The sequence below is a fragment of the Pantoea sp. GCM10028869 genome (genome assembly GCF_042666835.1).
Taxonomy (GTDB): Bacteria; Pseudomonadota; Gammaproteobacteria; order Enterobacterales; family Enterobacteriaceae; genus Pantoea; species Pantoea leporis.
This window is the reverse complement of record NZ_JBHTGO010000013.1, coordinates 48,759-69,407: the sequence shown is the minus strand read 5'-3', so window position 1 is coordinate 69,407 and position 20,649 is coordinate 48,759. Positions and strand designations below refer to the sequence as shown.

Annotated in this window: 21 protein-coding genes and 1 tRNA gene; 6 read left to right on the top strand and 16 right to left on the bottom strand. The window is 54.7% G+C overall.

All coding sequences use genetic code 11. The features are described 5' to 3' along the window. The first annotated feature begins 23 nt into the window (after positions 1-23). Positions 24-1,244 carry a glycosyl transferase gene (locus tag ACFQW4_RS22730; protein WP_101763945.1) on the top strand — a complete coding sequence of 407 codons (1,221 nt, stop codon included), beginning with the start codon at positions 24-26 and terminating at the stop codon, positions 1,242-1,244. Between the two features lie 48 nt (positions 1,245-1,292). Here the strand turns inward: ACFQW4_RS22730 and ACFQW4_RS22725 are convergent, their stop codons facing one another. From ACFQW4_RS22725 to ACFQW4_RS22705, 5 genes are all read right to left on the bottom strand, one after another. After that, a complete protein-coding gene (locus ACFQW4_RS22725; protein ID WP_101763944.1) occupies positions 1,293-1,472 on the bottom strand; it encodes a YodC family protein in 180 nt (59 codons plus the stop codon). A gap of 182 nt (positions 1,473-1,654) precedes the next feature. Next, entirely contained in the window at positions 1,655-1,789 is a 135-nt protein-coding gene (locus tag ACFQW4_RS22720) for a hypothetical protein (RefSeq protein ID WP_255253243.1), read from the bottom strand. A 44-nt stretch (positions 1,790-1,833) separates the two neighbouring features. Continuing rightward, a complete protein-coding gene (locus ACFQW4_RS22715) occupies positions 1,834-2,736 on the bottom strand; it encodes a DUF808 domain-containing protein (RefSeq protein WP_377727814.1) in 903 nt (300 codons plus the stop codon). Positions 2,737-2,750: 14 nt separating this feature from the next. Then, positions 2,751-3,023, bottom strand: a complete 273-nt coding sequence (locus ACFQW4_RS22710) for a hypothetical protein (RefSeq protein WP_008105433.1) — start codon at positions 3,021-3,023, stop codon at positions 2,751-2,753. A 70-nt stretch (positions 3,024-3,093) separates the two neighbouring features. Then, a complete protein-coding gene (locus ACFQW4_RS22705) occupies positions 3,094-3,570 on the bottom strand; it encodes a very short patch repair endonuclease (RefSeq protein ID WP_101763942.1) in 477 nt (158 codons plus the stop codon). 128 nt (positions 3,571-3,698) lie between these two features. Between ACFQW4_RS22705 and dcm the strand changes: the two genes are divergently transcribed. After that, positions 3,699-5,090: a DNA (cytosine-5-)-methyltransferase gene (gene dcm / locus ACFQW4_RS22700; protein WP_222233626.1), complete on the top strand. Its 1,392-nt coding sequence runs from the start codon at positions 3,699-3,701 to the stop codon at positions 5,088-5,090. 124 nt (positions 5,091-5,214) lie between these two features. Beyond that, entirely contained in the window at positions 5,215-6,807 is a 1,593-nt protein-coding gene (locus tag ACFQW4_RS22695; RefSeq protein ID WP_377727809.1) for a methyl-accepting chemotaxis protein, read from the top strand. A 41-nt stretch (positions 6,808-6,848) separates the two neighbouring features. Here the strand turns inward: ACFQW4_RS22695 and ACFQW4_RS22690 are convergent, their stop codons facing one another. After that, entirely contained in the window at positions 6,849-7,097 is a 249-nt protein-coding gene (locus ACFQW4_RS22690) for a hypothetical protein (protein WP_008105442.1), read from the bottom strand. A gap of 76 nt (positions 7,098-7,173) precedes the next feature. After that, positions 7,174-7,872 (bottom strand): phosphohydrolase, encoded by a 699-nt coding sequence (locus tag ACFQW4_RS22685; RefSeq protein WP_110868365.1) that lies wholly within the window; start codon positions 7,870-7,872, stop codon positions 7,174-7,176. A gap of 571 nt (positions 7,873-8,443) precedes the next feature. Here ACFQW4_RS22685 and ACFQW4_RS22680 point away from each other — a divergent pair. From ACFQW4_RS22680 to ACFQW4_RS22670, 3 genes are all read left to right on the top strand, one after another. Beyond that, positions 8,444-9,118, top strand: coding sequence for a hypothetical protein (locus ACFQW4_RS22680; RefSeq protein WP_101763938.1), 675 nt, complete (start codon positions 8,444-8,446; stop codon positions 9,116-9,118). Between the two features lie 277 nt (positions 9,119-9,395). Continuing rightward, a complete protein-coding gene (gene mtfA, locus ACFQW4_RS22675; RefSeq protein ID WP_377727804.1) occupies positions 9,396-10,172 on the top strand; it encodes a DgsA anti-repressor MtfA in 777 nt (258 codons plus the stop codon). Positions 10,173-10,275: 103 nt separating this feature from the next. Beyond that, a tRNA-Asn gene (locus ACFQW4_RS22670) sits at positions 10,276-10,351 on the top strand. Positions 10,352-10,395: 44 nt separating this feature from the next. Here ACFQW4_RS22670 and ybiX read toward each other — a convergent pair. From ybiX to ACFQW4_RS22625, 9 genes are all read right to left on the bottom strand, one after another. Then, the gene (ybiX, locus tag ACFQW4_RS22665) at positions 10,396-11,073 is read right to left on the bottom strand and encodes a PKHD-type hydroxylase YbiX (RefSeq protein ID WP_101762795.1); all 678 of its coding nucleotides are present in this window, start codon (positions 11,071-11,073) and stop codon (positions 10,396-10,398) included. A 50-nt stretch (positions 11,074-11,123) separates the two neighbouring features. Beyond that, positions 11,124-13,409, bottom strand: coding sequence for a catecholate siderophore receptor Fiu (locus tag ACFQW4_RS22660; protein ID WP_377727800.1), 2,286 nt, complete (start codon positions 13,407-13,409; stop codon positions 11,124-11,126). Between the two features lie 353 nt (positions 13,410-13,762). Beyond that, on the bottom strand, positions 13,763-13,930 hold the full coding sequence (locus ACFQW4_RS22655; RefSeq protein WP_167391193.1) for a hypothetical protein: 168 nt from the start codon (positions 13,928-13,930) through the stop codon (positions 13,763-13,765). Positions 13,931-14,062: 132 nt separating this feature from the next. Further along, complete coding sequence (locus tag ACFQW4_RS22650; protein ID WP_137386053.1) at positions 14,063-15,475, bottom strand: EmmdR/YeeO family multidrug/toxin efflux MATE transporter; 1,413 nt, start codon at positions 15,473-15,475, stop codon at positions 14,063-14,065. A 120-nt stretch (positions 15,476-15,595) separates the two neighbouring features. Beyond that, complete coding sequence (locus tag ACFQW4_RS22645) at positions 15,596-16,345, bottom strand: ABC transporter ATP-binding protein (RefSeq protein WP_277973756.1); 750 nt, start codon at positions 16,343-16,345, stop codon at positions 15,596-15,598. Beyond that, on the bottom strand, positions 16,338-17,213 hold the full coding sequence (locus ACFQW4_RS22640; protein WP_110868360.1) for an ABC transporter ATP-binding protein: 876 nt from the start codon (positions 17,211-17,213) through the stop codon (positions 16,338-16,340). Before ACFQW4_RS22640 ends, ACFQW4_RS22645 begins: the two co-directional genes overlap by 8 nt. Next, the gene (gene livM / locus ACFQW4_RS22635; RefSeq protein ID WP_101762800.1) at positions 17,206-18,486 is read right to left on the bottom strand and encodes a high-affinity branched-chain amino acid ABC transporter permease LivM; all 1,281 of its coding nucleotides are present in this window, start codon (positions 18,484-18,486) and stop codon (positions 17,206-17,208) included. Before livM ends, ACFQW4_RS22640 begins: the two co-directional genes overlap by 8 nt. A gap of 10 nt (positions 18,487-18,496) precedes the next feature. Further along, a complete protein-coding gene (locus tag ACFQW4_RS22630; RefSeq protein WP_377727795.1) occupies positions 18,497-19,411 on the bottom strand; it encodes a branched-chain amino acid ABC transporter permease LivH in 915 nt (304 codons plus the stop codon). Positions 19,412-19,493: 82 nt separating this feature from the next. After that, positions 19,494-20,609, bottom strand: a complete 1,116-nt coding sequence (locus ACFQW4_RS22625; protein ID WP_192233505.1) for a branched-chain amino acid ABC transporter substrate-binding protein — start codon at positions 20,607-20,609, stop codon at positions 19,494-19,496. Positions 20,610-20,649: the final 40 nt, after the last annotated feature.

Genomic DNA, 20,649 nt, shown 5'->3' with positions numbered 1-20,649 from the left:
CCTTTAACCAAAAGGATGAGACGATGAGTGATTTTTACCAGAATGGTGTCATTACTAATTTCCATAATCTCACCCACCGCAGCGTCGAATCGCTGGAAAAAGAGATGGTGCGCTTCTCACGCAAACGCAAAATGGGGCTGATATTGCCGTCGCTGTTCTCGGAACTGGAAGGCCCGGCGCTGGATAATATCGTTAACGAACTGGCGAAGGTACCTTACCTGGAGGAGATTGTGATTGGCCTCGACCGCGCCGATCGCGACCAGTTTCTGTTTGCGCGTGAGTTCTTCTCCCGCCTGCCGCAGCGCCATCGCATTTTATGGAATGACGGGCCGCGCCTGAAAGCGCTGGATGCCGAACTGGATAAAGAGGGTTTATCGCCGAGCCAACCCGGCAAAGGGCGCAATGTGTGGTTCTGTACTGGCTACACGCTGGCTTCCGACCGCACTCAGTGCGTGGCGCTGCACGACTGCGATATCGTCACCTATGAACGCGGCATGCTGGCGCGTTTACTCTATCCGCTGGCCAATCCGTCGTTTCAGTATGAGTTTTGCAAAGGTTTTTATGCGCGCGTCGCCGACGGCAAGCTGAATGGCCGCGTTGGGCGTTTGCTGGTCGGTCCGCTGCTGCGCTCCTTGCAGAAAGTCTACGGTCACTCGGAATATCTCGATTACCTCACCAGCTTCCGCTATCCGCTCTCTGGCGAGTTTGCCATGCGCACGCATGTGCTCAACGGCATCAAGATTCCCGGCGATTGGGGATTAGAGATTGGCGTGCTGTCGGAGATTTATCGTAACTACACCACGCGTCAGACCTGCCAGGTTGAGATCGCCGATAACTACGACCACAAGCATCAGCCGCTGGCCGAAGATGATGGTACCGGCGGATTGAAACGCATGAGCAATGACATCGTGCAGTCGCTGCTGCGTAAGCTGGCCACCATGGGCGTGCCGCTCACCAGCGATTCGTTCCGGGTGTTGAAAGCCACTTACTACCGTAATGCGCTGGACATGATGGAGATCTACAACCACGAAGCCACCATGAACGGCCTCAAGTTTGATCAGCACATTGAGGAAGCGGCGGTAGAGATGTTCACTCAGGCGATTCTCGATGCCGGACAAGCCTTTATTGAGCGTCCGAATGAGAAACCCTTTATTCCCAGCTGGAGTCGCGTGCAATCTGCTTTTCCGGATATTCTGCAGCGGATTTATCAGGCGGTGGAAGAGGATAACGACGGCAAGGTGTAATGCAGGGTTGAACCATATTCGGGACGACGGGCATCGTCCCGAATGTGTTTAACTGGCCAGCTGTTGCGCGCTCGATACGTGACTGAGTTCATCACTGCGAAACGCCTCACGTCGCACGCTGTAACCATCATACCAACGACACTCTACCATTCCGCTGGCATAGCCGGTGACCACCATGGTGGGTCCGCCCTGTTTGTGCTGAACTTCGTCACTGATTGCAAAGATCATACCGCACCTCCCTCTTTCATCGTTAAATGACCGAATTTAGGTATAGCAGCTGTGACCGATTTTTTCCTATACGATTAATCTATTACTGCTACTAAATCAGAATAAGCAGTTAAAAACTCTGTAAATAAAAAAAGCCGACAAAATTTATTGTCGGCTTTGATAGCACGTCCTGGACAGGAAAATTAGATTTTGCAGCCTTCGCAATCCGCTTCGTCGCTGATATCCGCAGGCACTTCGTTGGCTTTTTCTGCCGCTTTGGCTTCAGCCTGTTCCAGCTGTGCATCGATATCAAATTCAAACATATCGTCGTTCATCATCGTTCTCCTGACCGTGATTAAAAATTTACAGCGCTTTATAACTGCTAGCCGCGCAGCTTAGCAATCAGATTTACGCCCAACAGCACGATCGACCCAATGATAAAGCCGATCACCAAATTGGCGCCGTTGCTCAGCAGTGCCGAGACCAAACCGTTGAATCCGGCGCTGTATTCCGTAATGGCGTGATGCAGCGGCGTGATGCCGTGCACCACAATGCCGCCACCAACCAAAAACATCGCCAGCGTGCCGACTAACGCTAAGGCTTTCATCAACCAGGGGGCAAAGGCCAGCAATACGCCGCCAATGGCCTGCGCGACCGTGGAAGATTTCTCTTTTAACCAAAAGCCCAAATCGTCAATTTTAACAATCATCGCCACGATGCCGTACACGCCAATGGTCACCAGAATGGCGACACCGGCGAGAATCAGCACCTGATTCAGCAGCGGCGCCTCTGAGACGATGCCCAGCGTGATGGCGACAATCTCCGCCGAGAGGATAAAGTCAGTGCGCACTGCGCCTTTTACTTTGTCCTTTTCAAACGCCCGCGGATCCTGCTGCGCCAGTTTGTCGAGACGCTGCTGACGCGCCTCCGGACTCTGCTCGGCCTTATCGTGATTGAGGCTATGCAGCACTTTCTCCACGCCTTCGTAGCAGAGATAGGCACCGCCAATCATCAGCAGCGGCGTAATCAACCAGGGCGCAAACGCCGAGATCAATAACGCCAGCGGCACCAGAATGAATTTATTAAGAAAGGAGCCTTTTGCAACGCTCCATACAACGGGCAATTCACGGTTGGCTTTGACACCGCTAACCTGCTGCGCATTCAGCGACAGATCGTCACCCAATACGCCTGCGGTCTTCTTTGCCGCAACTTTGCCCATGACCGAGATATCGTCGAGCAGTGTTGCAATATCATCCAGAAGGGTGAGTAAACTGGTTCCTGCCAAAGTGGTATTCCTTATTATTCCGGTTCGTGATCCTGACAACAGGGGCAACGCTCAATCGCCGTCACTGACATATCGGCGATGCCCGCACAGTCCCATTCGACGCGTAACGGCCCCGTCAGATCCCCGGCGTGCAAATACTTGCTCACCGGACTTTCCGTCATGCCGCTGATCTCTTCGGTGGCTACCAGCCGGTCGCCAAGATAAATGCGCGCCGTGGCCTGGGTTGTCACCATCCGCTCATCGCGGAGTTGATACAGGCGCTTAACGGTAAGTTTGATGCTGCTCATGGCTCAATTCCGCGTCCCAGAGAAAAGGGAGATCTAAACTGTTATAGCGGCTAAAAGCAACAATCTCGCATTATTCAACGCGATAGTGATGCAAGCCCTGATGGTCGATTTCGCTGCTGTCGGTTGCGGCCAGCAGCCACTCTTCTAAACGTTCAATCAGCGCGCTGTCCTGCAGCTGCAGTTTGCCGCGCAGCGCGCACTCCCAAACAATCAGTACTTTCCAACCTCCTTCGCGCAGTTGTTCGACGTAACGCCGGTCGCGCTCAACGTTACTGTTAATTTTGCCACTCCAGAATTCGGTGCGCGTGGCCGGCATTTTGAATAAGTAGCAGTGATGTCGATGCCAGAAGCAGCCATGAACAAAGATAATCGCTTTCTCGGCGGGCAGGACAAAATCCGGGCGGCCCGGTAGCGCTTTATCCTGTACGCGATAGGTGAAGCCGCGATCTTTGAGAATCAACGCAATACGCTGTTCAATCGCGGTATCCTGATTGCGAATCGCGCGCATGTTTTTGCTGCGAATGGCTTGCGAGTGAACGTCTGCCATAGCGTCTCCTTGTATTAGCGCTTCTACAACTTTAGCGGTTTAAGCCAAAAGCGAAAGCACACCGCACGCCAATTTCCTCGTTGCGTGATGAGTGTTAGCATAGCCGCTTCACTGTTAAGGAAAAACGCATGCTCGCTATCGACCCCGTCTCGCCCTCCCCGTTAACCGCCGATCAGGATGACGCGACGTCGCTGTTACTGCAGGTGCTCGATATCTATGCCGCACGCGATGTGGTTATCACCTTAACTGAAGCCGGTGGCCGCGACTGGAGCGTGCCGCGTTTGAATCGCATCCGCGCCGGTAAAAGTGCCGCGCCGGCGCTCTCCAGCCGCGAAGTGGCCAGCCTGCAGGCCTTGCTGCCGCAGCGTCCGGCGCACTATGACGACGCCAAATTCCAGTTTGTCGATCTGTTTGCCGGTATCGGCGGCATTCGTCGTGGCTTCGAGCAGATTGGCGGTCAATGCGTGTTCACCAGCGAATGGAATAAAGAAGCGGTGCGCACCTATAAAGCCAATCTGTATAGCGATCCACAGTTGCATCACTTCAACAGTGATATTCGTCTGGTAACGCAGCCCGCGGGCATCAGCGATGAGCAGGCAATTTATCAGCATATCGATCGCACCATTCCCGATCATCAGGTGCTGCTGGCCGGTTTTCCTTGTCAGCCCTTCTCGCTGGCGGGCGTGAGCAAGAAGAATGCGTTGGGTCGCGCGCACGGTTTTGAGTGCGAAGCGCAAGGCACGCTATTCTTCGATGTGGCGCGCATTTTGGCCGCCAAGAAGCCGCCGTTCTTCGTGCTGGAGAACGTGAAAAACCTTAAGAGCCACGATAAAGGCCGCACCTTCGCCATCATTATGGCCACGCTGGATGAACTCGGTTATGACGTGGCCGATGCCAATGACGGCGGTTTGCCGGATGCGAAAATTATCGATGCGCGCCATTTCCTGCCGCAGCATCGTGAGCGTATCGTGCTGGTGGGCATTCGCCGTGATAGCGGGCTCAGCAACGGCTTTTCGTTGCGCGCCCTGCCCGCGCTCTATCCGCAAAAGGTGCCGTCGTTACACAGCCTGCTGGAACCCGAGCCGGAAGCAAAATACACGCTATCGCCCACGCTGTGGAACTATCTGTATCAATACGCAAAAAAGCATAAAGCCAAAGGTAACGGCTTCGGCTTTGGCCTTAACGATCCGCGTAATCTGAATATTTGCGTGCGTACTTTATCGGCGCGCTACTACAAAGATGGTTCGGAAATCCTCATCGATCGCGGCTGGGATCACGCGCAAGGCGAAGCAGATTTCCAGCAGGCGGAGAATATGGCGCGCCGTCCGCGTCGTTTAACCCCGCGAGAGTGTGCCCGCCTGATGGGTTTTGAAGCGCCGGGCGAGGCCAAACTGCGCATTCCGGTTTCCGATACGCAGGCCTACAAACAGTTCGGCAACTCGGTGGTGGTGCCGGTATTTGCTGCGGTGGCGCAACTGTTATTGCCGCTGATTGAACAGTACGCCGCGCAAAAGGCGTAGCGATTCAGGACCACAATTTTATTTAGGGCCGCGCTTTATGCTGTTTTCCGCCTAATCGCGCCCGCTGTCACCAAACTGTCACGCGTGCTGCCAATACTCCTGTTTTATTTTTTGGAGGCGTGTGATGTCACTTCTGTCTGTTATCACTCTGCCGTTGCGGTTACGCGCGCGGTTCTCCCCGCGTATTCCGCTGTGGCTCACCAGTTTACGTAGCCAGTTTTTGCTGTTCATTGCGCTGTTCTGCTTGCTGCAGTTTGCCGGCGTGCTGCTACTGAATACCCACGTTAACCAGACGCAAACCTCGTTGCAGCAGGCGAATCAACTGCGCGAACGTCTGGCCCTGCTGGATAAAGCGCGCATCGAACTGCTTACCGCTAGTGATAACAGCCATCGCGCCGGTATTTATCTGATGCAGGATCAACAAAGTGGCTCGGTGGATAGCTGGAAAAGTCTGGCGGCGGCAGCCGATGACTCGTTGAAGCATGCGCAACAACAGTTCGCCGCCTACCACGCCCATGCGGATAGCCCGCTGGCGCAAGGCTTCGCCATGCTGGCGGCAGGATTGCAGGAGCAGCTGAAAGGATTAGCGGCCAACGACATCAACGCCTTTTTTATGGTGCCGATGCAGGCATTTCAGCAGCAGTTTAATGATGCCTGGTTCAGTGAAATCGAGCAGGCCAATCAGCAGCTCAGCAGCGTGAATCAAAACACCCTCAGCACGTTGAAGCAGAGCCGCAATCTGTCGCTGATGGTCAGCGCGGTGCTGATGGCGCTGTTAGTGCTGGCCTCCAGCCTGCTGATGCGCGGCGTATTGTTGCCGCTGCGTCACGCCAATGCGCAGCTGGAACAGATCGCCACCGGTGATCTGGTCGATGCGCAAAACCTTCCGCGTCGTCAGTCGCTGGAAACGCGCCAGCTGTTCCAGTCAATTGAGACCATGCGACGCGGCTTGCAGCAGATTGTGCGCGACATCAACACGGTGGCGGTCAGCGTGGCCGCCGGCGCAGAAGATATGCAGCAGCACAATGAGAAAGTGATGCAGCAACACCAGCAGCAAAATGCCAGCTTCCATCATCTGTCGCAGCGCTTAGATCGCGTTTCTGAAGAGGTGGAGATTGGTGCCCAGTTCTCGCAGCAGGCGACGCAGGAAGCGCAATCTGCCGATGCGTTGATGCGTAACTGCGCACTGGAAGTCGATAAGATGGAAACCCAGATGCAGCAAATTGTCACCGCGTCGGATGATATCGCCGGGATTGTTGGCATGCTGGATGACTTGTCGATGCAGACGCGTTTGTTGTCGCTAAATGCCGCGATCGAGTCGGCACATGCCGGCGCTTACGGCCGCAGCTTCTCGGTGGTCGCCAAAGAGATGGGTTTGCTCTCGCAGCAAAGCGGTGCCTCGACGCGCCAGATTGACGGATTGATTCAGCATACGCAGCAACATGTGCATGCTGGCTTCGATAAGGTGAAAGCGCTGGAGGTGCTGTTCGCGCAGATCAGCAGCGCGGTGTCTGGCGTGGTGACGCAGTTGAACGAGCTACAGCACAACAGTGCTGCGCAGAGTCATCGGGTGAAAAAGATTGCGCTGGAAGTGGTGGAGATGAGCGGACAGCTGCAGCAGAACGAAGCGCTTAACGCCCATCAGGTGCAATCGGCAATGCAATTGCGCGCCTTATCGGACCGCCTGGCGCAGCGCGCGCAGCAGTTCCGTACTTAATCTGCAGGCATAAAAAAACCCGTCAGTGACGGGTTTTCTGCTTATTTCTTCTTCTTACTTTTCTTCAGCAGTGCACGAATCTGCTTCAGTTCCGCAGCGGAGAGCTGATCTTCCACCGCTTCCTGAGTATCCAGACTATCAATGGCCGGTTGCGCACCCGCATCTAAACTGGCCTGCAGGCGATTAACGATCTCCTGACTCATGGAGATTTGGTTATCGGCGGCTAACTGTTTGATGTGCTCTTTCAGTGCCGGGTCAATTTTGATGGTTAAGTTAACGGTCTCGGTCATTTTCATACTCCCTTTTGATTTACAACAACGTAGCGGAAGCAGATGAAACTTAATAGACTGTCATAAAAATTTAATATTACGAGTGTATAGGGCTGAAATCTCTTAACACCGACTCATCGATGGAGGTCAAATTGCCCTGCAGCTCGGCGCAAAGTTTGCCCATGTAGTGGACGAGAAAATCGGCGTTATGTTCCGCCAGCAGGCGTCCAGCTTCGGTTTGCATGGTTTGCGGTAAACCCAATAGCTTTTTCTGGAAGTGATCCAAGGTCCACTTCACATCATCCAGTTCGCGATCCTTTCCTAACGGATCTTCGCTATCAAACAGCGGACGACCTAACGCGCCCGCCGTATAGAAAACGCGCGCCAGGCCGATAGCACCTAATGATTCGAGACGATCGGCATCCTGCACGATTTTCGCTTCCAGCGTTTGCGGCGCGATACGCGCACTAAAGCTGTGAGCCTGCACCGCGTGCGCAACGGCATCCAGCCGTTCGAACGGGAAGTCGGGGAAATCTTGCTGCAGTATGCGGCGCGTCTCTTCCGCGGCATAAGTTGACGCTAAATGACGTTCGGGATGGTTTTTCGGCAGGTTGACCACATCGTGAAAATAGCAGGCGGTCATCACGACCATAGGATCGGCGTCGCTGTGCTGCATGATGCGCTTAGCACTCATCCAGACGCGGCGCAGGTGCGCGATATCGTGGGCTTTGTCGTCGTGCAGCCAGTTGAGCTGCAGCCAATTCTCGTAGCGTTGTTGCCAGTGAGTAAGTGACATCGTGCTTCTCCTGTTATTGCTGTTATCTACGTTCCTGCGGACATCATAGCGGCCTGGTCATGACACTTTTTTTACATCCGTCCAGCCGGTGCCAGCCGTAAAAAATGAGATCCCGATCTTGTTATAACGCTGTTAACGCCGCTTGCACAGCAGCCATTGCGATTTCGGTATTTCCTTAGTGCGTTTTAGTTAAATAACTCTGTTCAATAGGTTTAATATATTCGCGTCATCAACAAATTTCGCTTTAGGGATAAATTCCAGTTATCTATGCTGATAAATGGGGCTTCTTAGAGGCAGATCAACACGGCATAATCTGAAAAGGTTCCCATAATGGCCTTTATAACGTACTGTATCTGGAAAATTTATGGCTTCTGATCCCTTGCAAAGTCCTTTTCAGCACACATTTTGCTTATGAACCATTTTTTACATCTAAAATTGCCAGAATAGCCTGATACTAAGTCGACAAATTATTAAGCAAACTGATTCAAACCCATTATGCTAGCTCTCACATCTACGGATGTTAGGGGATTCTTCGCAGTTTCCGGGTTTGTGACACATTAAGAGGTATGCAATGAAAGAACGGCCGATTCTTTTTTCCGAACAGCGGGTACGCGCCCTGCTGGTTGGCCAGCAAACGCAGACCCGGCGCATTATGAAAACTCAAGCCTTTGGTCCGGGTCAGGATCATCATGAAGGCGTACACGCATTTGATGTCAGTGCCAATCATCTGCACGGCTATAAATTGATGTCGATGACCGATGTCAGTTCGCACTGCCCATTTGGTCAGGCGGGCGATGGTTTGTGGGTACGTGAAACCTGGCGCGGCCCGATCGTGCCGGAGGCGATGCTGGCGGATTACGAACGCGATCCTCTGCCGTTCCGCAATGCGGCTTACTGCCAATATCGCGCTGACAGCAATGAATTGGGACAGCTGGATGAGAATATGCAGAATGCCGAGCAGTTTGGCTGGCAAACCGCGATTCATATGCCGCGCTGGGCCAGCCGCATCGACCTGCAAATCACCTCGGTGCGAGCCGAGAAGATTCAGGACATTAGTGAAGATGACATCATGGCGGAAGGCGTGCAGACCGATTCGCACTTCCTGAATAACTTTTTCACCATGAATATGAATTCCGAATCGCCAAAAGAAGCCTACCGCAAAGCGTGGCAGAAACAGTACGGCGCCACCAGCTGGGAAGTGAACCCGTGGGTTTGGGTGATCGCGTTCCAGCGGGTTGAACGATAAGACGTCCCCTCCCCCTAACCCTCTCCCGCGGGTGGGCGAGGGAACCGTTCTTAGCGATGTAGAAGTTTGGGGGATCACGTGAAGATTTGCACAGCAAGCTCCCTCTCCCGCCTGCGGGAGAGCGTTGGTGTGAAGGCAAACTTACTTTGCCGCTTTGCCACGCCAATCACAGACAAATCCCCCATTAACTGGTTGAATCTCCGGCTTTGATTCCGCGCTGGTAATTTCCCCTTTGCCGCGCCAGGATACTGTTTTCGTCTGAAGAGTGAGTGACGCAATGTTCAAATGGCCGTGGCATGCGCAAATAGAGACTTCAGTACTGGCGCTGCCCTGGCAACAGGCGCTGGCGCAGCCGATCTTTTCACTGCTCGATCCTGATGAAAAAACCGCGCTGGTTACGCTGGCGCAACGCTTCCTGCAGCAGAAAAAAATCTCGCCGCTGCAAGGCCTGCAACTCGATGAACTATTACTGACGCGTCTGGCGCTGCTGTTCTGTTTGCCAGTGTTGAAGCTCGGTCTCGAATGGCTTGATGGCTTTCATGAAGTGCTGATCTATCCTGAACCTTTCAATGTCGACGATCGCTGGGAAGATGATAACGGCCTGGTGCATCACGCGCCGGCGGTGCACGCTGGACAAAGCTGGACGCAAGGTCCGGTGGTGCTGAATGCGCTGGATATTCAGGATTCGCTCGATCTCTCCGGTTTTAACCTGGTGATCCACGAAGTGGCGCATAAACTCGATGCGCGCGGCAGCGGCTATACCAGCGGCATTCCGGTGATGGCGCTGCGCGATGTCGCCAGTTGGGAGAAAGATCTGCTGCAGGCAATGGCGGAGATTGAAGCGGAAGTTGAGTTAGTCGGTGAACAGGCGGCGACCATCGATCCTTACGCCGCCAGCGATGCGGCTGAATGTTTTGCGGTGCTGTCGGAGTATTTCTTCAGCGCACCGGATTTACTGGCTAACCGTTTCCCGGCGATGTATCGCCATATGCAGCAGTTCTATCGTCAGGATCCCCTGGCGCGACTGGCGATGCTAACAGCAGAACCTGCTTAAATCGCGATCGCTTTGTACTAATGCTAGCCAGTTGAATACAAATGTGTTTTAAGCTGTTGACACCTGCAAGGGGCGCCATTAATATTCGCCTCGTTCACACGATTCCTCTGTAGTTCAGTCGGTAGAACGGCGGACTGTTAATCCGTATGTCACTGGTTCGAGTCCAGTCAGAGGAGCCATATTTAGAGAAGCCCGCTTAGGAAACTAAGCGGGCTTTTTGCTTTTACACTTCCGTCCAGCCGCGCAGCAGGTTGTGATACATGTTCAGCAGCGACAACAGCTCTGCGCTATCACCGTGACGCGCTTTGAGGCTTTGAATATTGCGATCCAGCTCGAACAGCATGGCACGCTGTTTATCGTCGCGCACCATCGACTGAATCCACAGGAATGAAGCGACGCGCGCACCCTGGGTAACCGGCGTGACGCAATGCAGGCTGCTCGACGGATACAGCACCAGATGGCCCGCTGGCAGTTTCACCTTGTGCTGACCATACGTGTCTTCAATCACCAACTCACCACCTTGGTAGCTTTCAGGTTCGCTGAGGAACAGCGTGGCGGAGAGATCGGTTCGCATCCAGCCCGCCGCGCCGTTATGGCGTACCGCGCCATCGACATGAAAACCGTAGGTTTCGCCCTGCTCATAACGGTTAAACAGCGGTGTGGAAATCGATCGTGGTAATGCAGCGGAAAAGAACAGCGGGTTGTTGTTCAGGGCCTGCATCACCGCGGTTTGCAGCTGATCGTACAGTGGCGTGCGGGTATCGATCTGCTGATTGTTTTTCACCGTCGCGCCCTGGCTGCCGACCGTCGCCCTTCCGTCGATCCATTCGGCCTGTTGCAGCAGCGTGCTAAAACTCGCTACCTCTTCCGGCGTCAGTACAGCAGGAATGTGATACATCATCGCGTTGTTCTCTCAAAAATTGTGGGGCGCGCACGCCCCACGACGTTAACTTAGAAATGCACGTTTGCCGTCAGCAGGAAAGTACGTGGCTCGCCCGGATGGTAGCGATAACCGCTCTTGTTGATTGAGGCAACATAGTTGGTATCGAATAGGTTGTACACGTTGAGCTGCAGATCGAGGTTGTTGTTCACCTTGTAGCCCAATTTGGCATCGGCGACCCAATAACCTTCGGTGTGATCCGGCGTACCGACCGCACCATCGCTGCCGCGACGCAGGCTGCCCACATAACGCGCACCGGCACCGACTGAAATCGCATCGGTTGCCTGATAGTTGGTCCACAATGTAAAGGCGTGCTTCGGCGTGTAAGCCAGCGCAGAAGATCCATCCTGCGATACGCTATCCCCTTCGGTCACTGACGCATGCTGCAGGGTATAGCCGGCGATCACTTCCCAATCTGGCGTGATGTTGCCAGTGGCTGAGAGCTCATAACCTTCCACACGTTTTTTACCGGCTTGCGAATAGGTGCCGTCGTCATTAGCGGTGACTTCATTTTCAATATCGGTACGGAACAGCGCTGCATTCAGCAATAGACGTTTATCCAGCACCTGCCATTTGGTGCCCACTTCGCTGGACTTGGCTTTCTGCGGTTTGAAGTCAGTGCGGTTGGCGCTGTTGCCGGTGCCGCCCGCGGCCAGTGCAAAGCTGCTGCCACCTGGCGGTTGCTGAGAAATGGCATAGTTAACATAGACGTTGCCCTGCTCGGTCAGACGATAAAGCGCACCGGCTTTCCAGTTCACCAGATTGCCCGATTTTGCGGTATCCACGGTGGTAACCGGCGTATTGCGCGGCACGCCAGCTGGGCACGTCAACGCACCGCGTCCGGTGCCGCCACAGGCGGTCGCGCTGTCATACTCGGTGTGATAGTTATCGAGACGAATGCCGCCGTTCAGCTCAAAACTTTTGGTAATGGCGAGCGTATCAAAGGCGTAAATGCCTGCGGTATCGGTTTGCCCGTTAGCATTGGCACCATTCCTGTCCAATCCACCCACCGAAATGCTGCTGATAGGATGGTAAATATTAACCGATGGCGGCGTGATCGCATTGACGCCGTAGTTGGTTTGATTTTCACGCGTAAACTCCACGCCCGCGCTGACATCGTGCCCAACCGAACCGGTATAAAACTTCGAGGTGATGTTGGTCTGGTTGGAAAGAATGCGGTTGCTGATGTCTTTGGTGTTCGCCAGGCGCGACCAGCTCCAACTATTCACATCGTTCCGGTTCGGGGCAGTGATATTGGTGGCGCCGCCCATCACCGCCGTCAGCAGATATTCCTGCTTCACGCGCGACCAACGTGTGGTATTGCGGATGGTGGTGCTGTCGTTGATATCGTGCTCAAAGCGTATGGTGGCGCTGTCGGTGGTCGATTTATCAAAGTCAGAATCGGTGCCGTAATAGTTACTGGTCGCGACTTTGCCTGAATTGTTCAGTGCCGATGTCGCCGCATTCGGCGCCGAATAGCCCGGCAGGCCAATGGTTGGAATGCCGCCATCGGGCGTATTGTTTTGATGCACATGCAGATAGTTGAGGTACAAGCGCGTTGCAGTATCCAGACCCAACGCCAGCGATGGCGCAACGCCATAACGCTCGTTCTGCACGTTATCACGCGCCGCATCGTGAGTTTTCTCACCCATCAGATTGAGGCGGAACGCGGCGTTGTCGTTAATCGCCTGGTTGTAATCCAGCGTGCCGCGACGCATCCACGCGCTGCCAACGCTGACTGAGGCGTCGAGCCCGGTATCGAGGCGCGGCTGTTTGCTGATCATATTAATCGAACCTGACGGCGCGCTGCGTCCGTAATCGGTGCCCGATGGCCCTTTAATCACTTCAACCTGCTGAGTGTTGAAGGTATCGCGCGTCACGCTACCAATATCGCGAATACCATCAACGTAAATGCTGTTGGAGGTATCAATGCCACGCATATACACCGCATCACCGGTAGTAGAACTGCCGTTTTCCCCCGCATAGAACGCGCCCACGCCCGGCACGTTTTTCAGCGCGTCGGTAAGATTGGTTACGCCCTGATCTTTAATCACCTGATCCGGAATCACCGTCATGGTGCGGGTGGTATCCACCAGCGGACGATTGAATTTCGGATCGGCAGATGCGTTGGGGGCATACAGCGATGGCGTATGCGCTTCAACCACTAAGGTATCGTCAGATTTTTTGTTGGCATTTTCTGCCGCTAATGCGGCAGCAGGAGAAATACCAATGCAAAGCCCGGTGAACAGGGTCAACGAATTGAAGCTGCCAAACGGCAGGGTGCGATTTTTATCCATTTTTAAGGGAGTGAGTTTCTTGTAATGATTGACGCGCACATCACATCAGCGGATGCCCTGGCGCAGAAGCATTCCGGCGGCAAGGCGTTGAGCTGGCGTGACACCTAGATGATAACGCCAATGGTTATCATTTACTTTTGTATCTTACACGCACGCCGCGAGTTAGGAATACATTTCTTTACGAGAAAATTACGGAATCAAGACAATTGATAGAGAGTGTGAAAATCTGATGAATTTTTTTGAACGAAGGGTCAAATTTCAGGCATAAAAAAACCCGCTGGCTAGAGCGGGTTCTTTATTCAACAGCGCACAGCTCATTCCAGTAGCTGTAGCGGATGACATGGTGCAGGCGCTCATCTCTCATAGTAACGATACACCGAAGGATGGAACTCAACACCGTACAGCTGGCTGATGGGAATCAGCAGGTCGATATGATTACTGAGATCGAATTCGCGCTCTTCTGCGGGTCCAGTCTCGCCATTGATCAGTTGGTTAAACCACTGCTGCAAGAGGTGTTTCATTGTCAGCTTCTCCACAAATGATTGACGCTGACAGTAAACCGTATTCTCTCCTATAACCAAACCGATTAGTTGTGCGCTTCATTGCCAATTAATGCATATACGTAGAGCCCACAATGGGCACCAGCCAATGCCCTATCCCCTGCTCTTCGCCATCATCTTGCGGTAATTGTTCAGCCATTTGCCGCTGTTGAGTCGCCACCAGAAAAATACGCCGCGCACCGTCCAGTCGAGGAACATGCCGAGCCACACGCCTATCACGCCCATTCCCAATACAATCCCAAGGAAATAACCGGCTACGACGCGGGCGCCCCACATGCTAAACATGGACACATACATGGTGTAACGCGCATCGCGCGCGCCTTTCAGGCTGGCGGGCAGCACCCATGAAGCGGTCCAGATCGGCATAAAGGCGGCATTCAGCCAAATCAAATGCTTGGTAACTGAAATGACTTCTGGATCGCGGCTGTAAAACTGCGCGAGTGTTCCGGCGAGCGGTACGGTGATCAGCGCCAGCGAACACAATCCAATCATCGCCAGCCAGAAAACGTGTTTGATTTGCCGTTCAGCCTGCATCACCTGATTCAGCCCCAGCCTGCGGCCGGTAATAATGGTCGACGCCGATCCCAGCGCGTTACCCGGCAGGTTAATCAGCGAAGCAATCGAGAAGGCGATAAAGTTACCGGCGATCTCATTGGTACCCATGCCAGCGACAAAAATCTGCGTGAGCAGCTTACCGCCGTTAAACAGTACCGATTCAATACTGGCGGGCACACCAATGCCCAACACTTCCATCAGAATATTGCGATCCCAGCGCCGGAAATAGCTGGCGATGGAGATTTTCAGGGCTGGCGTAATGCCGCGATACAGCACATAAATCGCCGCCGCCGCACCGATGTAGCGCGAAATGGTCAAGCCCAATCCGGCACCAACAAAGCCCAGCCCTTCCCAACCGAGGCAGCCGTAAATCAGCACGCTACTGATCACGATGTTGAGAATGTTCATGCCGCCGTTGATCAGCATCGGGATTTTGGTATTGCCCGCACCACGCAGCGCGCCGCTGCCTATCAGCGCAATCGCCGCTGCGGGATAGCTCCACGCCGAAGTTTGCAGATAGCTCAGCGCCAGCTCTTTCACTTTGGGATCGGCGCTGCCGGCAATCACATCAATGATCAGATGCCCCCAAAACTCGATGGCGATCACCAGCACAAACGCCAGCGCGGTCATCAATCCCAGCGACTGTCTGGTGGCGGCTCGCGCCCGTTTGCCGTTGCGTTTCGCCAGGCTGAACGCCACCACCACCGTGGTGCCGAGATCGATGGCGGCAAAGAAGGAGATGATCACCATGTTGAAGCTGTCGGCCAAACCGACGCCCGCCATCGCTTCTTTACCCAGCCAGCTCACCAAAAAGGTACTGAGGACGCCCATCAGCATCACGCAGAGGTTTTCGATAAAGATGGGCACGGCTAATGGGGTGATTTCTCGCCAGAACAACGTACGGTAAGCGCGGCGCTTGGGATACCACGCCGTGTTTCTGACCGCCCGCATCACTGCTACGCCAGGATTTTGCAAGGGATTACCAAATCACTTTGGAGAGGAAGAAGAGTAATAATGATGATAGGCCACTGAGAATTATGCAAAGTGTTTCCCCTCACCATTTAATCATTATTACAAACTTTTTGTCGCCACCACCGCAGGATCGGCTGCGCCGCCCAAATAGGCGCTGCGAACGTCGTCATTATTGAGCAGCTCTGCGCCGCTGCCGCTCAGGCGAATCTCACCGTTCACCATCACATAGCCGCGATCGGCTAGCTGCAATGCATGGCGGGCATTCTGCTCCACCAGAAACAGCGTCATGCCTTGCTGGGTCAATTCGCGCAGAATGCCAAAGATCTGCTTCACCACAATCGGCGCGAGGCCAAGACTGGGTTCGTCGAGCAGCAACAGCTTAGGTCGACTCATCAGCGCACGCGCAATCGCCAGCATCTGCTGCTCGCCGCCGGAGAGCGTCATGGCGCGCTGCTTACGCCGCTCCAGCAGGCGCGGAAACAGCTGATACATGCGCTCTTTGTCCTCTTTAACAAAACGTTCGCCGATAGCGATGGTGCCCATCAGCAGGTTCTCTTCCACCGTCATATCAGGAAAGATGCGTCGTCCTTCCGGGGCCTGCGCAATGCCGCTGGCGGCGATGAAGTGCGTCGAACGCTGGCTGATCGCTTCGCCGCGCAAGCGAATCTCGCCGCTGGCAATGCGCGGCTGACCAAAGATCGACATCAGCAGCGTGGATTTTCCCGCGCCGTTAGCGCCAATCAGCGCCACGGTTTCGCCCTGATTCACCGTCAACGACACCTGTTTCAACGCCTGCAAAGGACCGTAAAACACATCGACTTGCTCAAAAGCCAGCATCGGTTCAGCCATGATCGCTCTCCTCTTCTGCGCCGAGATAGGCGGCAATCACTTTGGGATCGTGACGAATTTGCTGCGGCGTGCCCTGGGCAATCACATCGCCATGATCGAGCACCACGATGTGATCGGAAATGCGCATCACCATTGGCATGTCGTGTTCAATCAGCAACACGCTGATGCGATGGTCGGCGCGCAGACGATGCAAAATTGCGCTCAACGCCTCGGTTTCCACCGGATTCAGCCCAGCCGCCGGTTCATCCAGACAAATCAGTTCCGGTCGCGTACACATGGCGCGCGCGATCTCCAGCCGCCGTTGCTGACCGTAAGAGAGCGTGCCCGCCAGGCGGTTGGCGCTGGCGACCAAATCGACGTTTTCCAGCCAGTAAAAAGCGCGATCCAGCGCGCGATTTTCTGCTTCGCGGTAGCCGCGCGTGTTCAGCACGCCCGCCAGCAGCTGACGATTGACCTGCATATGCTGTGCCACCAGCAGATTCTCAATCACCGACATTTCGCGGAACAGCCGGATATTTTGAAAGGTACGCGCCAGCCCGGCGCGGTTCACCAGATGCGCGCCGCCAAACATCTTGTACCAGAGCCGCGAGCCGAGCCGTGTAGGATTGATCCAGTCACCTGCGTGAATTTTTTGCCCCAGCACCTGAATCACATCGGTGCTGCGCTGATTGGCGTTCAGCACAATGCGTCCGCCAGTGGCGCGATAAAAACCGGTCAGGCAGTTGAACACCGTGGTTTTACCGGCACCGTTAGGACCAATTAATGAGGTCACCGAACCGCGCTCCACCGCCAGGCTGACGTCATTCAGCGCCTTGATGCCGCCAAAGCGCATCATCAGGTTGTCCACTTGCAGGATGGCATCACTCATGGCGCACTCCTTTTCGCAGCGGCACGCCAACGCGTGCGGTGCGCACCAGCCCACGTGGCCGCCAGATCATCATCAGCACCATTAGCATGCCGAACAGCAGCACGCGGTATTCGGCAAAGCTGCGCAGCAGTTCCGGTGCCACCGTCAGCACAAACGCCGCCAGCACCACGCCGAGCGTCGATCCCATCCCACCGAGCACCACAATGGCGAGAATCAGCGCCGACTCAAAAAAGGTAAACGAGGTGGGATTAACGAAGCCCTGATAGCTGGCAAAAAACACTCCGGCGATGCCCGCCGTTGACGCGCCCAACATAAAGGCTGAAAGCTTAACCAACACATGGTTAAGCCCCATCGCGCGGCAGGCAATCTCATCTTCACGCAGCGCTTCCCAGGCGCGGCCAATCGGCATACGCGTCAGGCGATGCTTGATCCACAGCACCAGCAACACCACCAGAACCAGCACAACATAGATAAAGATAAACTTCATATTCGGGTTGTAAGTGACGTGTAGAAACTCGTGATACGGCACGCCGCCATCGCGCGCGCGGCGGGCAAACTCGAGGCCAAAGAAGGTGGGTGACGGCACGGAAACCCCGTTCGGACCGCCGGTAAAGGCGACCCAATTGGTCAGCACCAGACGAATGATTTCACCGAAGCCGAGCGTGACAATCGCCAGATAATCGCCGTGCATGCGCAGCACCGGGAACCCAAGCAGCGCGCCGGCGAAAGCCGCCAGCAGCGCCGCCAGCGGCAGCATGCTCCAGAAACCCAATCCGAGATATTGATAGCCAAGCGCCAGGCCGTACGCACCGATGGCATAAAAGGCGACGTAGCCGAGATCGAGTAATCCGGCGAGCCCAACCACAATATTCAAACCCAGCCCGAGGAGCACATAAATCAGGCCGAGAATCGCCACCGTCAGCAGGTATTTGCTGGAAAGAAACGGAAAGGCCAGCGCCACGATCAGCAGCAGCGGCAATATCCAGCGCAAACGCGAACGATAGCCAGGCTCGCGCACGTAAACACCGTCATCGCTGCTGGCAAACTTGCGCATGATGCGCTGACCAACAGGCGCGTGCAGAAACAAACTGAACAGCAAACGCCCCGCCATCACCACCGCCACCAGCAGCGCCACGCGCTGTGGCGACAGTTTGAAGCTGTAACCGTCGAGCACCACGCCAACAATCGGACCAAATACCACCAGCGCCACTAACCCCGCCAGCAGCGTATCGAGCAGCGCCTGGCGCACAGGATTTTGCGTCATTGCATTCATCGGAGCTTCCTCACACTTTAGCGACCAGCGGACGTCCCAGCAGTCCTTGCGGGCGGAAGATCAAAATCACCACCAGCAGCGAAAACGAGAACACATCTTTGTAGTCAGAATTCACCATCCCGGCGAACTGCGCTTCCGCGACGCCCAGCAATAATCCTCCAAGCATCGCGCCCGGCAGCGAACCGATGCCGCCGAGCACCGCAGCGGTGAACGCTTTGATGCCAATGATAAATCCGGCGTAAAAATCAAAGGTGCCGTAATTCATGGTCACCAGCACGCCGGCCAATCCCGCCATCGCCGCACCAATCACAAACACCAGCGAGATAACGCGATCGGTATTGATACCGAGAATGGAAGCCATGCGCCGATCCTGCTGCACTGCGCGGCAAATACGCCCGAGTTTGGTGTACTGGATAATCCAGGTCAGCAGCGCCATGCCGCAAAACGCCGCGATCAGGATGAAGATTTTGGTCCAGGTGATTTGCACCACGCCGCCATCAAATTCCATGCGCAACACGCCGGGCAGCAACGTCGGAATGCCCTGCTGATTTGGCCCCTGACTGAGCTGCACATAGTTCTGCAAAATCAGTGACATGCCAATTGCTGAAATCAGCGGCGCAAGGCGCGTCGAATTGCGCAGCGGTCGATAGGCGATGCGCTCAATCGCCCAGCCGTAAGCCGAGGTGACGATAATGGTGAAGATTAAGGTGCCGAATATCAGTAGCGGGAAGGAGTGAATGCCAAAAAAGCTGAGTAGCGATAAGCCAATGGCACACAGATAGGCGGAGATCATATACACCTCGCCGTGGGCGAAGTTGATCATGCCGATAATGCCGTAAACCATGGTGTAACCGATGGCGATCAGGCCATACACGGCACCGAGCGTTAAACCGTTGATCAGCTGCTGTAAGAAAAAGGCGTCCATAATGTCGTCTCGTACTCAATGGGAGCGCACACCTCGCGCGCAATCGCGAATGGCCCCGCACTGTACGGGGCCGCGTGGCACATTACAGCTGGTGATACTTGCCTTTGTCGTCCCATTGATACACGACGTAATCCGACACCTTGAGATCGCCTTTACTGTCCCAGGCTTTTTTGCCCATGACGGTATCGACGCTGTTGGCTTTCAGCCAGTCGCTGGCCTTGGCGTTGTCTTTACCGGCTGCTTTGTAAGCGGCGGCCAGCGTCTGCACGGAGGCGTAGGCATACAAGGTATAACCTTCTGGCTCAAATCCGCCGGCGCGGAATTTGTCGATGACCGCTTTGCCATCGGCGATAGTGCGCGGATCGTTGCCGAAGGTCATGTAGACGCCTTTGGTGTATTGCGGGCCGCCTGCTGCCGTCACCATCTCTTCCGTCACAATGCAGTCACCGGAGAAGAAAGCCGCATTAACGCCCTGCTCACGCATCTGACGCACCAGCGGACCGGCTTCCGGATGACAGCCGCCGAAATAGACCACGTCCGGTTTCAGCGCGCCGATCTTGGTTACCAGCGCATTAAAATCTTTCTCGCCGCGCGACAACCCTTCATACAGCACTTCTTTCACGCCGCGCTTTTCAAGTGAGGCTTTGGTGGCATCCGCCAAACCCTGGCCGTAAGTGTCTTTGTCATGAATGATGACCACTTTCTTCGCTTTCAGCTTGTCGATGATGTAATCCGCGGCGATGGCGCCTTGCTGGTCATCACGACCACACATGCGGAATAGGGTTTTCATGCCGCGTTCGGTAATTTTTGGGTTGGTGGATCCGGGCGTGATCGCTAAAACGCCGGCCTCATCATAGACTTCCGAGGCGGGCATGGTGGATGAGGAGCAGAAGTGGCCGACCACCGCCATCACTTTATCCTGATCGACCAGTCGGTTAGCGACGGATACCGCCTGCTTCGGTTCACACGCGTCGTCGCCCTGCACCAGCACGATTTTCTCGCCGTTGATGCCGCCTGACGCATTGATATCCTCCGCGGCCTGGCTTGCGCCTTTCCAGTATTGCGCGCCGTACGTCGCATTAGGCCCAGAGAACGGACCCGCTACACCAATTTTAATATCTGCCTGAGCGTAAAAGGCCACGCTTAAACAACCTGCAATCGCCACCTTCATTGGGTGTTTTATGAATTTCAAAGACATGCTTTCAATCCTCAACGGGTCAGGAACGGAGCCATACCAC

Bases quoted from the DNA above. Each gene is read 5' to 3' on its own strand.
- ACFQW4_RS22685 (WP_110868365.1), bottom strand. From the start codon at position 7,872: ATGTCACTTACTCACTGGCAACAACGCTACGAGAATTGGCTGCAGCTC.
- livM (WP_101762800.1), bottom strand. From the start codon at position 18,486: ATGAATGCAATGACGCAAAATCCTGTGCGCCAGGCGCTGCTCGATACG.
- ACFQW4_RS22710 (WP_008105433.1), bottom strand. From the start codon at position 3,023: ATGAGCAGCATCAAACTTACCGTTAAGCGCCTGTATCAACTCCGCGAT.
- ACFQW4_RS22645 (WP_277973756.1), bottom strand. From the start codon at position 16,345: ATGGCTGAACCGATGCTGGCTTTTGAGCAAGTCGATGTGTTTTACGGT.
- ACFQW4_RS22730 (WP_101763945.1), top strand. From the start codon at position 24: ATGAGTGATTTTTACCAGAATGGTGTCATTACTAATTTCCATAATCTC.
- ybiX (WP_101762795.1), bottom strand. From the start codon at position 11,073: ATGATGTATCACATTCCTGCTGTACTGACGCCGGAAGAGGTAGCGAGT.
- ACFQW4_RS22650 (WP_137386053.1), bottom strand. From the start codon at position 15,475: ATGCGGGCGGTCAGAAACACGGCGTGGTATCCCAAGCGCCGCGCTTAC.
- ACFQW4_RS22705 (WP_101763942.1), bottom strand. From the start codon at position 3,570: ATGGCAGACGTTCACTCGCAAGCCATTCGCAGCAAAAACATGCGCGCG.
- mtfA (WP_377727804.1), top strand. From the start codon at position 9,396: ATGTTCAAATGGCCGTGGCATGCGCAAATAGAGACTTCAGTACTGGCG.
- ACFQW4_RS22725 (WP_101763944.1), bottom strand. From the start codon at position 1,472: ATGATCTTTGCAATCAGTGACGAAGTTCAGCACAAACAGGGCGGACCC.
- dcm (WP_222233626.1), top strand. From the start codon at position 3,699: ATGCTCGCTATCGACCCCGTCTCGCCCTCCCCGTTAACCGCCGATCAG.
- ACFQW4_RS22695 (WP_377727809.1), top strand. From the start codon at position 5,215: ATGTCACTTCTGTCTGTTATCACTCTGCCGTTGCGGTTACGCGCGCGG.
- ACFQW4_RS22690 (WP_008105442.1), bottom strand. From the start codon at position 7,097: ATGACCGAGACCGTTAACTTAACCATCAAAATTGACCCGGCACTGAAA.
- ACFQW4_RS22655 (WP_167391193.1), bottom strand. From the start codon at position 13,930: ATGAAACACCTCTTGCAGCAGTGGTTTAACCAACTGATCAATGGCGAG.
- ACFQW4_RS22630 (WP_377727795.1), bottom strand. From the start codon at position 19,411: ATGGACGCCTTTTTCTTACAGCAGCTGATCAACGGTTTAACGCTCGGT.
- ACFQW4_RS22660 (WP_377727800.1), bottom strand. From the start codon at position 13,409: ATGGATAAAAATCGCACCCTGCCGTTTGGCAGCTTCAATTCGTTGACC.
- ACFQW4_RS22680 (WP_101763938.1), top strand. From the start codon at position 8,444: ATGAAAGAACGGCCGATTCTTTTTTCCGAACAGCGGGTACGCGCCCTG.
- ACFQW4_RS22640 (WP_110868360.1), bottom strand. From the start codon at position 17,213: ATGAGTGATGCCATCCTGCAAGTGGACAACCTGATGATGCGCTTTGGC.
- ACFQW4_RS22720 (WP_255253243.1), bottom strand. From the start codon at position 1,789: ATGATGAACGACGATATGTTTGAATTTGATATCGATGCACAGCTGGAA.
- ACFQW4_RS22625 (WP_192233505.1), bottom strand. From the start codon at position 20,609: ATGTCTTTGAAATTCATAAAACACCCAATGAAGGTGGCGATTGCAGGT.